Source organism: Methylomonas sp. LL1, assembly GCF_015711015.1.
Taxonomy (GTDB): domain Bacteria; phylum Pseudomonadota; class Gammaproteobacteria; order Methylococcales; family Methylomonadaceae; genus Methylomonas.
This window is the reverse complement of sequence record NZ_CP064653.1, coordinates 3,977,690-3,990,317: the sequence shown is the minus strand read 5'-3', so window position 1 is coordinate 3,990,317 and position 12,628 is coordinate 3,977,690. Positions and strand designations below refer to the sequence as shown.

Annotated in this window: 11 protein-coding genes and 2 riboswitches; of the genes, 10 read left to right on the top strand and 1 reads right to left on the bottom strand. The window is 54.4% G+C overall.

Annotated elements, in window-relative coordinates:
- Window positions 1-40 precede the first annotated feature (40 nt).
- Window positions 41-265, top strand: a riboswitch (cobalamin riboswitch).
- 110 nt (window positions 266-375) lie between these two features.
- From IVG45_RS18700 to IVG45_RS18665, 8 genes are all read left to right on the top strand, one after another.
- Window positions 376-2,184 carry a TonB-dependent receptor domain-containing protein gene (locus tag IVG45_RS18700; RefSeq protein WP_196435286.1) on the top strand — a complete coding sequence of 603 codons (1,809 nt, stop codon included), beginning with the start codon at window positions 376-378 and terminating at the stop codon, window positions 2,182-2,184.
- Between the two features lie 16 nt (window positions 2,185-2,200).
- On the top strand, window positions 2,201-2,776 hold the full coding sequence (locus tag IVG45_RS18695) for a hypothetical protein (protein ID WP_196435285.1): 576 nt from the start codon (window positions 2,201-2,203) through the stop codon (window positions 2,774-2,776).
- 93 nt (window positions 2,777-2,869) lie between these two features.
- The gene (gene cbiB / locus IVG45_RS18690) at window positions 2,870-3,787 is read left to right on the top strand and encodes an adenosylcobinamide-phosphate synthase CbiB (protein WP_196435284.1); all 918 of its coding nucleotides are present in this window, start codon (window positions 2,870-2,872) and stop codon (window positions 3,785-3,787) included.
- Entirely contained in the window at window positions 3,780-4,865 is a 1,086-nt protein-coding gene (cobD, locus tag IVG45_RS18685; protein WP_196435283.1) for a threonine-phosphate decarboxylase CobD, read from the top strand. The genes cbiB and cobD overlap by 8 nt, the downstream gene beginning before the upstream one ends.
- Before the next feature lie 352 nt (window positions 4,866-5,217).
- Window positions 5,218-6,228 (top strand): Gfo/Idh/MocA family protein, encoded by a 1,011-nt coding sequence (locus IVG45_RS18680; protein ID WP_196435282.1) that lies wholly within the window; start codon window positions 5,218-5,220, stop codon window positions 6,226-6,228.
- A gap of 61 nt (window positions 6,229-6,289) precedes the next feature.
- The gene (locus tag IVG45_RS18675; protein ID WP_196435281.1) at window positions 6,290-8,104 is read left to right on the top strand and encodes a YdbH domain-containing protein; all 1,815 of its coding nucleotides are present in this window, start codon (window positions 6,290-6,292) and stop codon (window positions 8,102-8,104) included.
- Window positions 8,105-8,147: 43 nt separating this feature from the next.
- Window positions 8,148-8,345, top strand: coding sequence for a YnbE family lipoprotein (locus IVG45_RS18670; protein WP_196435280.1), 198 nt, complete (start codon window positions 8,148-8,150; stop codon window positions 8,343-8,345).
- An 11-nt stretch (window positions 8,346-8,356) separates the two neighbouring features.
- A complete protein-coding gene (locus IVG45_RS18665) occupies window positions 8,357-8,698 on the top strand; it encodes a YdbL family protein (protein ID WP_196435279.1) in 342 nt (113 codons plus the stop codon).
- Between the two features lie 202 nt (window positions 8,699-8,900).
- Here IVG45_RS18665 and IVG45_RS18660 read toward each other — a convergent pair whose 3' ends face one another.
- The gene (locus IVG45_RS18660) at window positions 8,901-10,025 is read right to left on the bottom strand and encodes a hypothetical protein (RefSeq protein WP_196435278.1); all 1,125 of its coding nucleotides are present in this window, start codon (window positions 10,023-10,025) and stop codon (window positions 8,901-8,903) included.
- 70 nt (window positions 10,026-10,095) lie between these two features.
- Window positions 10,096-10,180, bottom strand: a riboswitch (cyclic di-GMP riboswitch).
- Window positions 10,181-10,749: 569 nt separating this feature from the next.
- Between IVG45_RS18660 and IVG45_RS18655 the strand changes: the two genes are divergently transcribed.
- Together IVG45_RS18655 and IVG45_RS18650 are read left to right on the top strand one after the other, a co-directional pair.
- Window positions 10,750-11,577, top strand: a complete 828-nt coding sequence (locus IVG45_RS18655) for an undecaprenyl-diphosphate phosphatase (RefSeq protein ID WP_196435277.1) — start codon at window positions 10,750-10,752, stop codon at window positions 11,575-11,577.
- A gap of 74 nt (window positions 11,578-11,651) precedes the next feature.
- Complete coding sequence (locus IVG45_RS18650; protein ID WP_196435276.1) at window positions 11,652-12,626, top strand: calcium/sodium antiporter; 975 nt, start codon at window positions 11,652-11,654, stop codon at window positions 12,624-12,626.
- Window positions 12,627-12,628 lie beyond the last annotated feature (2 nt).

Below are 12,628 nucleotides of genomic sequence, written 5' to 3'. Positions count from 1 at the left end.
GCGGAGATTAAGCTTGTCTTCTTCGGCCTAAATACCTAAAATCGTCGTCCCTCTTTCAGGTGTCCGGTTCAGAACCTTTGATCCGGCTTAAACAGGAAGTCGGTGCGGTGTCTTACTAACAAGCCACCCAAGCCGACGCTGCCCCCGCAACGGTAGATAAGTAAAGAGCTGCGTTCAAAGCCACTGTGCGTTTGCATGGGAAGGCCGCAACTCAGGCAACCCGCCACTTATAAGCCCGGAGACTGGCCAGGAAGATCATTCGAGACAGCGGAGGGCTGTTCACGGAATGGTCAGAGCCTGCCTCCGTCTTTTTCGTTTGCCGTTTATTCCTCTGTCGTATATTTACCCTGATGCGCGGTGGGCGCAGAGGACAACATGCAAAAAAATTTATTCCTATCCATGCTGCTGACGGCTGTCGGCGCCTCTTTATCGACTCAGGCGGCCGGCAACGATGAAGCCGCCAATCTTCCCGAAACAGTGGTAACGGCAACCCGCACCGAAACAGTCAGGAACCAACTGGCCACCGCGACCACCGTTTTCAACCGTGAAGATATCGAGCAGTTGCAAGTCAGGACTTTGCCGGATTTATTAAAAACCGCGCCCGGTATCGATGTTACCGAAAACGGCGGTTACGGCAAGCAAACCAGTATCTTCATGCGCGGCACCAACTCGGATCACGTTTTAGTGCTGATTGACGGCATCAAGGCCGGTTCGGCCACATCCGGCACCAGCGCGTTTCAGTTCATTCCGATCGAGCAAATCGAGCGGGTCGAAATCATCAGAGGTCCACAATCCAGCTTGTACGGCTCGGAGGCCATCGGCGGCGTAATTCAGATTTTTACCCGCAAGGGCGCGCAAAAAGACCAGCCCAGCATCACGTTGGATGCCGGCGCCGGCTCTTATGACACCTTTAACACGGCCGGCACCGTCAGCGGCAAGTGGCAAAACAGTTGGTATAGCCTGGGCGCCTCGCACATTAATAGCCAGGGCTTCGATGCCCGCCGGCCGGCACCGGGCGTCAATGATCCCGACCGCGACGGCTACTACAATACCGGCCTGAACGCCCGAGTCGGCCACCGTTTCGACAACAACGCCGAAATCGAAGCGTTCTTCATGCGTTCATTCGGCAAGACCGAATTCGATGGCACACCCAATAAAACCGACTTCGTCAACCAAGTGGTGGGTACATCCGGTAGCTTCGACATTCTGGACAATTGGCGCTCAACCCTGCGCTTCGGCCAAACTCAAGACGAAAACGACAATTTCCGGCCTAACGGCTTGTTCTACAGCCGATTCAACACTACGCGCTGGAATGCCACCTGGTTGAATCAGATCACACTGGCGGCCGATCATCAGTTGACCCTGGGAACCGATTACCGAGTCGATGAAATACAAAGTTCCACTCGCTACAACGAATCCTCGCGCTATGACGTCGGCGTCTTCGGCGAATTACATAGCCGGATATTCGATAGCCATTTCCTGAATGCCTCCGTGCGCTGGGATGAAAACGAAGCCTTTGGCGATAGCGTCACCGGTAACGTTGGATGGCGTTATAATTGGGACTACGGACTCAGTGCCTTCGCCAGTTTCGGTAATGCCTTCAAGGCGCCGACATTTAATCAGCTGTATTTCCCCAATTACGGCAATCCGGATCTGCAAGCGGAAACATCCACCAGCTTCGAGGCCGGCATTGCCGGCAATCATGATTGGGCAAGCTGGGAAATTCGGGCTTACCATACCAATATCGATGATTTGATCGCGATTTTTCCGGTCGAAAACCTGGATAAAGCCCAAATCGACGGCATCGAGGCCGAGTTGTCCAGCCAAATACTGGGCTGGAGAAATACCTTGAACATGGCGATGCTGAGCCCCCGAGATAGAGTCACTAATCTGCGCCTGGCGCGCCGAGCCGAACAAACCCTGTCCTATGATTTGTCCAGGGCGTTTGGCGATTTCGATCTGGGAGCCCATGTACTGGCCCAGGGCAACCGCTTCGATGACCGCGCCAACCGGATCGAAGTCGATGGCTTCGTCACCGTTGATTTGCGCACCGCATACCACATCGACAAACACTGGATGCTCAGCGCCAAACTGAATAATCTGCTGGATAAGGACTATGAAACCGTCGATACTTACAACAATGCCGGGCGTAATTTTTTCTTTTCCATTCACTACAACAACTGATCCTTGGAGCAACAACATGATCAATAAATCCACCTTAGCTGTTAAACCCGGCGCGGTTGCGCTGATGGCGCTGATGGCCGCCACCCGCTTCCATCATTTCGGGACGCCGTTCGCCTTGCCGGATGCTTCTCTAGCGATATTTTTCCTGGCCGGCCTGTGGCTGGGTGGCCGCTATTTGTTCGCAACGCTGCTATTGGAAGCCGGCCTGATCGATTACCTGGCCATCACCAAGCTCGGCGTCAGCGATTATTGCGTATCCAAAGCCTATGTGTTTCTGATCGCCAGTTACGGCTCGATGTGGCTAGGCGGCAAATGGTGCCGGCAGTTCGATCGTTTAAGTTTGCTTAACGCGGCTCAACAATTTGCCGCGCTGGTGGTTTCCACCTCGCTGGCGTTTCTGTTTTCCAACGGCAGTTTTTATTGGCTGTCGGGCCGTTATCCCAACGGTTCATGGGCCCAATATATCGAACGCGTCGCGATGTACTATCCGTCTTATCTGACTTCGACGGTAATCTATGGCGTGGCGATTTTCGGTTTGATTGCGGCGGCCAAGGCCTTGCTAGCCGGCAAAATCACTCGCGCAGCGGTTTAAGTCCGCGCGACCATTGGATCCGGGGCGATTGATTCGCCCCGGATATTCTCAACCCAATCCCCAACTCGGCCGCTCGCTAGACTCTCGCACCGCATGACACTTACCCTGACTGTCGTTCTGGCGCTATTGCTCGACCATTGGCTGGGCGAGCCGCGCGCCACTTATCATCCGCTGGTCAAGTTCGGCCGCTGGGCCGGCTATCTGGAACATCGACTGCTCAAGCCGGCTGATTCGGAAAACCGGCAACGAACCGCCGGTATCGCCGCCTTGCTATGCGCGCTAATACCATGCCTGATTTGGCTGCCATTACTTCCCCGCTTATCGGTGCCGCAGGCCGTAATCAGCGTCGCCATTCTGTATTTCTGCATCGCCGCCCGTAGTTTGGAACAACACGCCATTGCCGTATTCGATGCGTTGGATGATGGAAACTTGCCGTTGGCTCGGCAAAGGGTCGGTTACATCGTCAGCCGCCAGACCGAACACATGACTGCGGACGATACGCGGCGCGCAAGCATAGAATCGGTGCTGGAAAACGGCGCTGACGCGGTTTTCGCGCCGCTGTTCTGGTTTATATTACTGGGTCCAATCGGCGCCCTGTTGTACCGGCTCGGCAATACCCTGGATGCGATGTGGGGTTACAAAAATGCGCGTTACCGGCACTTCGGCTGGGCGGCGGCCCGTTTAGATGATCTGTTGAACTGGATTCCGGCCCGCTTGACCGCGCTCAGCTATGTCTTGCTGGGCCATACCGCCAAGGCCTTAACCGCCTGGCGCACCCAGGCACACCTATTGGACAGCCCCAACGCGGGCCCGGTAATGACCGCCGGTGGTGGCGCATTGAATCTGCAACTGGGCGGCCCGGCCGTTTATCACGGTCGAATCAAGCAAAAACCTTGGTTCGGCGGCGACCAAGTTCCGGAAGACGCCGACATTGCCCGAGCCTGCGCACTGATGTACCGCACATTATTTTTATGGCTGATTGTGATCGGCCTGGGAGATTTGCTTGCTTGAGCACGGCGGACGCCTACGGCAAGCCGCAAACCGATACGGCATTCCACTGTCCAACTGGCTGGATTTGTCGACAGGCATCAACCCCAATGGCTGGCCGGTACCGCCCGTGCCCGCCGAATATTGGCAGCGCTTACCCGAAGACGATGACGGCTTGTTAGCCGCGGCCCAAGCCTACTATCAAAATCCGTCCCTGCTGGCGGTAGCGGGCTCTCAGGCCGCGATTCAAACTCTACCGTTGTTAAGACAGGCTTGCCGGGTCGGCGTGTTGCATCCGGCCTACGCCGAGCATGCCGAGAGCTGGCGCAAAGCCGGCCACCAGCTGGTGATTGTCGATGCGGCCAACATTACCGGGCAATTGGACGATCTGGACGTGCTGATCGTGATCAATCCCAATAATCCCACCGGGCAGCGCTGGCGGCGCCGGCAATTGCTGCAGTGGCATGCGCAATTGAGTGTTCGGGGCGGCTGGTTGATCGTCGATGAAGCCTTCATGGACGGCACGTCGGAACACAGCTTATCGCCATTACCGGTCAGGCCGGGATTGATCGTATTGCGCTCGATAGGTAAATTTTTTGGCCTGGCCGGCATACGCTGCGGTTTTGTGATTGCCGAGCAAGAGTTATTGCAATACCTTGCGGAACAGCTGGGACCGTGGCCCATCAGCCATCCGGGACGGTACGTGGCGACCCAAGCACTATCCGACACGGACTGGCAGCGGCACGCAGCGGCTGCATTGAAACAGCAAGGCCAACGCCTTGGGAATTTGCTGGCCGACAGCGGCTGGCCGCCCCAGGGTGGCTGTGACTTATTCCAATGGTTGAAAACCGATACCGCCGTCATTCTGCATGACTTGCTGGCGCAACAGGGCATCCTGACGCGCTTATTCACCACCCCCGCCAGCTTGCGTTTCGGCTTACCGAAAGACGAGTTAGCTTGGCAGCGGCTAACACAAGCGTTGGCACATCCCAAGATCAAACAATTACTGGCTCAGGCCAAAATTGGCGAACTCAATTCGGCACAACTTAAAGTGATTTATGCCAATGAATTTACCCCATCGAAAAAAACTGTCGTTGACTGAGCAGAATTGTGCCGAGCGAAGCCGAAGTAGTCGACGTCAACTGCTTGCCTCGACTCCGCTCGAACAACGAGAGTTTTGGCATCGGCAATGGGCACAAGCTTTCTCAAAAACAACTTACCCCCAACAAGTTACGTTCCCGATTGCGGAAAATTCACCATTGGTGCCCGCCTCATCCCGCGTGGCTAAACCGCTGGCTAATGCCTAGCGCCAGCCCCCGCGCCCACTCCGCCACCTTTATCATGCCTTCTTTCAAACATGCGATACGACAACTCTAGCGTTTAGGTTTGACTCGATCCAAACAAGGTTGCAAACTCAGCTGGACAATTCTTATAACAAGCAGGAGATTACCGTCATGAACCATCAAGCCAAATTACGCTGGGGTATTTTGGGCGCGGCACGCGTCAACGAACGGTTGTTGCCGGCCATTGTGGAAGCGTCAAACGCCGAACTGGTGGCAATTGCCAGCCGCCGGCCCGGCGCGGCGGCGGAAACCCTGAAGAAATACGCCCCCTGCCATCCCGGCATCCATGCTTACGACGATCCCGATGCGCTGCTGACCAACCCGGATATACAAGCGGTTTATCTGCCGATGGCCAATGGCGAACACGCTGAATGGGCCTTGCGCGCCATCGCCCATCGTAAACATGTGCTGGTCGAAAAACCGATGGCCTTGACCGTGACCGACATCGACGCCATCGAAACCGCCGCCCGCCGTTACAAAGTCACGGTGATGGAAGGCTTTATGTACCGCTTTCATCCCCAGCATGCGCGGGTGATGGAGATATTAAATTCAGGCCTAATTGGTGAAATCCGTTCGGTGCGGGCAAGCTATTCGTTCATGATGCGGCCGGCGCGCATGTACCGGTTGGCCGAGAATGTCGAACGCGGCGGCGGCGCGATGTGGGACATCGGTTGTTACGCGATTCATTCGCTCGGAATGTTTTTCGATCAGATGCCGTTGGCGGTTACCGCTATGGCCAAGTTCGTGGAAAGCGGGGCGGATGTTTCCACCAGCGGCATACTGGATTATGGCGACGGCAGATTCGCCCAATTCGATTTCAGCTTCGAACGCGCCCGCCGCTGCGAATACGAAATCGTCGGCACTCAGGGCGGTTTGAAATGCCATGTGGTCTGGCAATTACCGGGCGACGTGCCGGTCATTTCCTGGTGGACCGAAGACGGTCGCCAGTGCGAGGAACGCCTGCCGGCCTCGAATCATTTTAATTTGGAAATCGAACATTTCAGTGACTGCGTGCTGCGAGGCAAAGAGCCGCGATTGTCGCTGGACGATGCCCGCGGAAATTGCCGGATAATCGTGGCCGCACTGGAATCGGCCGCAACCGGACAACTGGTGAAAATTTAACAGCATACAATGAAATCCGTGCGAAGAACTCAGACGTTTGATCCGGGAAGCCGAGTAACCTGTGTCTGACCAACGCCGCATTCCTAGCTCAAGACTGCGTTTGTTTGCGGTTTTTCTATCGGTGTTACTGGTTGCCGGCCTGGGGATTTGGTGGGGACGCGGCATGCTGATGCAATGGGGAGTGCGGCAACTGCTGCAACGGCTGCCCTTATTGGAACCCGTCGCGTCGGGCATAGGCTTCGATTTCGACCAAGCCCGCCTGGAGCATATCCAATTTGGCCTGAACACAGCTGCCGGACCGGCAACGGTTCGGCTGCAAGAGGTCTGGGCCAATTACAATCTTAGAGCTTCCAAACTCGACAGCATTCGGGTAGCCCAGGCACAATTACGATTTGCCTATCAACCAAGCGATCAAGCGGCCGGAAACGATCAACCCACTTCGACAGTGGCGTTAATCCCATTGCAGCGGATAACCATCGACAGCCTGGATCTACAAATCGAAACACCTCAAGGAGCCATTGTTTTTAACGGCAGCGCCGAGCTTGATTTTGCCCCGGAAAAGCCTATTCGGGCCATATTCCAGGATACGCAACAAACGATACGGCTCGAACTGGCACCCGACTTGCGCGGTGTAAAATTGCAGGTCGAGCAGGCCGCGGGCGGCAATATTTTCGAACTGAATTACCAACAGCTGGATCAACTCGAGCATCGTGCCCATCTAAGCGCCGATGCCGGCTTGCTGCTTAAATGGCTAACCACTTCCAGTTTGATGCCGGCCCAACTGAAACAAAACATGGCGGCATCATCGGCCGTTCAGGCAAATCCCAACATCACGGCGATCAAATTAAGCCTAAGCGCCGAATCGCATGACAAACTGGAACACCTGCATGGCCGGCTGATGTTGACACGGGATGGAGGCTATTTATCCAGCGCCGATTTAGCCCTGAATACGGCGACTACACGACTCGACTTGGACGGGCATTTGGATCTAAGCGCTAGCGAGGCTATCGAACTTGCCAGGCCGTGGTTGCCGGAAACCATGAATGACTGGCGTTTTTCCACCGGCCATCTGATGGGTACGCTGCATTTGGGTTGGCGGCCGCAATCCGCACCGACCGGTTCAGCGTATCTGACAGCTTACCAGTTAGGCCTGAGTGTTGGCGCCATTCGGGCGGATGAGGGCCATATCCAACTGGATATCCAGGATTTGGCCCATTTATCCATGACGTTATCAATGGAAGTAGCCAAGCTGGCATTGGGAGAAAAGACAACGGTACGCGATCTGATGGTCAAGGCCCGCTATCAGCAAAACCTATTGACCCTGGAACGGGCGACTTTGCCGCTATTTGGCGGTAGGCTCGAAGTCCTGCCGCAAATCGTGAATATCGATCAGCTGCCAGTAAATTTAACCCTTGGCGTGCACAACATCGATTTGTCGCAACTGTTGGACAGTTTTAATTATCCGGCCCTGTCCGGCACCGGCACCATCAGCGGTAAGCTGCCTTTAAGACTGGGGCCGGACACTATCGAGGTCAGCGAGGGTGAACTCACAGCTACCGAACCCGGCGTGTTACGTTACCAAGGGCCGGCTACGGACGACGAAAGTATCGCCTTCAATGCCTTACGCAATATGCTGTACCATAGCCTACAAGCTAAGGTGAATTACCGGCCCAATGGTGAATATCGAATCGGCTTGCGCCTGGAAGGTAAAAATCCGCAAGTGTTATCGGGGCATCCCATCGCTTTCAACCTGAATCTGAGCGGTCAGTTACCGGAACTACTACAAAAAGGCATTTTGGCGGGCAATTTCGATCAGCCGGTCCTGGATCAGGTAAAAAACGGTGGGCAACCCAAGAAACCCGCCAAGCCGCAATAAGCAATCATCAACCCATGCCGCCGACGGCGGAACGGAGAAATCAATGAAGTGGAGTACAGCACATAGCGCGGGCATGCTTTTGAGCGCTTTTTACCTGTCCGGATGCTCGCCATCCGTCAGGCTGGAAGCGCCGGACAAACCCATCGAAATCAATATGAACGTCAAAATCGACCACGAAATCCGTTTGAAAGTGGAGAAAGATGTAGACGATCTGATTACCAACAAAAAAGGCTTGTTTTAAAGGAGCGATCGATGAAAAACAAAAGTTTCGTAATCATGCTGGCGACCTTATTGCTGGGTTTGTGTTTGTCCGCCATGCCGGCCGCCGCCGCCGATCTGGCCCAGAGCAAAGCCGCCGGACAAGTAGGCGAGCAAATGAACGGCCTTCTAGGATTGGTCGACCCGAACGCACCAGCCGATGTCAAAGCCCTGGTGGATAGCATCAACGCCCAGCGCCTGGCCGAATACCAACGCATCGCCACCAAAAACGGCGTACCGGCCGACGAAGTGGCCCGCCTGACCGCACAGAAAGTCATCGATCAGGCCGGTCCTGGGCATTATGTACAGACGCCGTCCGGCTGGCAACGGCGTTAAGGATTTGGTTAACAAACCTCCCCTGCTACTCATTCTCCCACGTGATATCGCCGAGAGTGGTAAACCATGGCCAAGTCTTGGTCGCGGCTAAAAAACCGGCCCCAAATCCATATCGGGGCGCTACTTATCCCCTAATCGATGACTCGCGCATCCATACAAACCCTGGGTGACCAGGGTTAAATCCTACCGTCGAATGGGTCATTTACTGTTTCCGACGCTTCACAGAACCCATCATACCCACCAATCCGGCGCCGAACATCCAGACTGCGGCGGGCAGAGGTACTGGCGCGGCGGCGGCCACGACATTGCCGGTCAGATTCAAGGTCAATTGATAGTTTTGGCGGGTACTGCTGGCGCCCAAATCCGCATCGGACAGGTTCAGCAGATATTGCGCGCTGAAAGCGCCGGTGTTGGCGGTCAACAGATTGGCGATGAAGGATTGGCTGCCACCTTGGGCCAGATCGGCAAATATGGATAGACCGGTATCGAACGCGCCGATATCGCCACTGCCATTGACGCTATCCAGGTCCAGACCGATACGGTCGGCATTGGCCAGATTGAACAAACCGAAATTCAATGAAGCGATACTGTTTTGGGCAACATTGCCGAAGTCGAGGGTCAAGGAATTGGATGCCGAACTGACGTCGAACGAAGCCATTGCATGCAACAAATAACTGTAATTAGCCTGTAAGTCGCCAGACCATTCAACCGTGTAATTGGTCTGAGAACCACTGGTTTGACCTTGGGCTCTGCTTAACGTGGTTGTGACGGCCAATGTAGGCAGAGACAGTGCCGCGTTGACGGAGCCGCTACCCACGTAATCATCTAGATTGGAACTCGCCACGCTTGCAGTTGCATTGGTGGCGACCGCCGAAGCAGAATTCGACCCCCAACTGCATTCGGTAAATCCCGTTGGCCCATGTGCTAACGAGCAAGCGCCACCGGCTTGGCTAATAGCGGTTGCAAAATTGGCGGCAGCGCCGATCGCCGCCATGGTTGCAGTACTGCTGCCGCTGCCGCTTGCGTCTCTTCCCGGGCCATTATTTTTATAACCATAACCATCGATAATTTGCTGGCGATTCGAGGTCAATTGCAGGTCAACACCCGTCAAAACCCCGGTAGCCGCATTAAATTGTCCCAATGAAACATTGGCAACACTCGCGCCATTATTGGTGGCACTGGCAGAGGTTTTTGACGTAACCGAAGCACTGACATTTGCCGAACCATTGAAGCTAGCGGACGCACTGGAAGTTGTTAAAGCCGCTTGAGAGATACCGCTGACTGCCAATAAGGCAACAATGGCGGTCAATTGAAAATTCATATTCATAAATCAATCCATTCTTGATGTCGTTGAAGAAAGTGCGTGATATGCGGCAAATGCCGCACCCCTATCACCTGGGAGCAATCCGGCCGTCTTGCTGTATTTGCGCAAGACCCGCGACTTTCCGAACCCGCTTCACAGCAGGCTTGGCGATGGATGCTTCTGGATTTGCCCGGCGTTGATGCGTTGTTTTTTAAATCGCCGTGACAAACCGCCATCTAGTCATCCCTAACAATATTCAAACGTAGTAATACTGTTACACTTTAATCAATCAAAATTTATGCCATTTTCCTAAAGCCTTGTAATCCATAACCTACAGGCATAAAAGCAGGTTTAGATCGCCTTCACCCAGAAATCCAAGCCGGGGATTTGCCATCCTTATTGCGGGATTTGACGTACTTCATCGACCAATATCCAAGCAACTCCCAATCAAACCAACAACAAGTAGGAAATTTATGACGACACGACAATCGATCATTGAAGGCCAAAATGCGGTAGATATATTGCAACAACTCGAATCGAGTTAAAAATTGATTCCAACCGGCACCCATCAGCCAAGCTCGCCCCTGCTGATCGGGTCTTAAAGTTACGAAACAATAGAGATTTCGACTATAATCCCGCCCCGTTTGCATGGCTTTTAGCCCTGCCTCAGCAACCTTTTTCTTAAATAACGACCTGATCAACATGCCGATTTTTACCCGCGTGCCGATTCGGTACGGAGCCTGACGATATGGACATTGAATTACTGATTAAATCCCTGATTCTGGGTGTAGTCGAAGGCCTGACCGAGTTTCTACCCATCTCCAGCACCGGACATTTGATCCTGGCCGGCGACCTGCTCGACTTTAACGACGACAAAGCCAAACTGTTCACCATCGTGATTCAGGTCGGAGCGATTCTGGCGATTTGCTGGGAATACCGGGCCAAGATCGCTTCGGTGCTATCCGGCCTGACCAGCGACCGGCAAGCGCAAAAGTTTGTACTGAATCTGGCGATTGCCTTCATCCCGCTGGCCAGTTTGGGCTTGCTGTTCGGCAAACAACTCAAAGCCTTGTTGTTCAAACCGATTCCGGTAGCATTGGCCTTTATCATCGGCGCCTTCGTGATCATCTGGGCGGAAAAACGCGAACATAAGATACGCGTGCATCATGTAGACGATTTGAGCATGCTGGATGCGTTCAAACTTGGCATTGCCCAAGCTTTTGCGCTCATCCCCGGCACATCGCGCTCCGGCTCCACCATAATCGGCGGCCTGCTATTCGGCCTGTCGCGCAAGGCGTCCACCGAGTTCTCGTTTTTCCTGGCGATTCCGACCCTGACCGTCGCCAGTCTGTACGACTTATATAAGCATCGGGATATATTGCATGTCGAAAGCGATCTGGCCTCGTTTGCCGTCGGCTTGATCGCCGCCTTCATCAGCGCCTTGATTGCGGTCAAGGGTTTGCTGCGTTACATCAGCCATCACGATTTCATCATTTTTGCCTGGTACCGGATCCTGTTTGGCGTGGTGGTGATCGCCAGCGCCTATAGCGGATTAGTACAGTGGACGGTTGATTAAGCCAATTGCCCCCACGATGACTCCCCCGCGGCAATATTCCGGATTGTTTTTGATTTTTTGTTTATAGGTGCTTTATGGCTCTGCCACTGTTGATGATAGTTCTCGGTTTGATCATTCTGGTCTGGAGTGCCGACTTGTTTGTCGAAGGCGCGGCCGCCATCGCCCGCCATCTGGGTATGTCCCCCCTGTTGATCGGCATGGTGGTGGTCGGTTTCGGCACCTCGGCCCCGGAATTGTCGGTTTCGGCGCTTTCCGCTTTACAGGGCAATCCCGGCATTGCCTTGGGTAATGCCTACGGCTCCAACATTACCAATATCGCCTTGATATTGGGCATCACGGCGTTGATCAGCCCGATTTCGGTACATTCCCAAGTGATAAAAAAGGAATTACCCATCCTGTTTGTTGTGACCTTGCTGGCTATAGTGCAACTCTATGACGGCGACTTGTCGCGTCTGGATGCGGCTATCGAACTGGGCGTGTTCGTAGCCGTGATGGCCTGGATGACGGTGCAAGGCATGAAAAAACCCAGTGCCGACGAATTCGAACAGGAGATGGAAGTAGAACTGGAACAACATGCCATGTCCGAATTTCAAGCCTGGATTTATCTGATCGCCGGCCTGGTGTTCCTGGTGGTCAGCTCGCGCATGCTGGTTTGGGGCGCGGTATCGATTGCCCAGGATCTGGGGGTCAGCGATTTGGTCATTGGCCTGACCATAGTCGCCATCGGCACCTCGCTGCCGGAACTGGCCTCATCGATAGCCGCCGCCCGCAAGGGCGAACACGATCTGGCCGTCGGCAATATTATCGGCTCCAACCTATTCAATACCTTGGCGGTAGTCGGCGTGGCGGGCGTGATTCATCCGATGTCTATCCCGGATGAAATCATCAACCGCGATTGGCCGGTTATGGCGATATTGACGCTAGCCCTGTTTGCGATGGGCTATGCCCGTAACGGCAACGGCAATATCAATCGTTTGGAAGGCAGCCTGTTGGTTGCCGCCTATACCGGTTACACCCTCTATCTGATCAGCACCGTGGCGGGCGCTTAGGC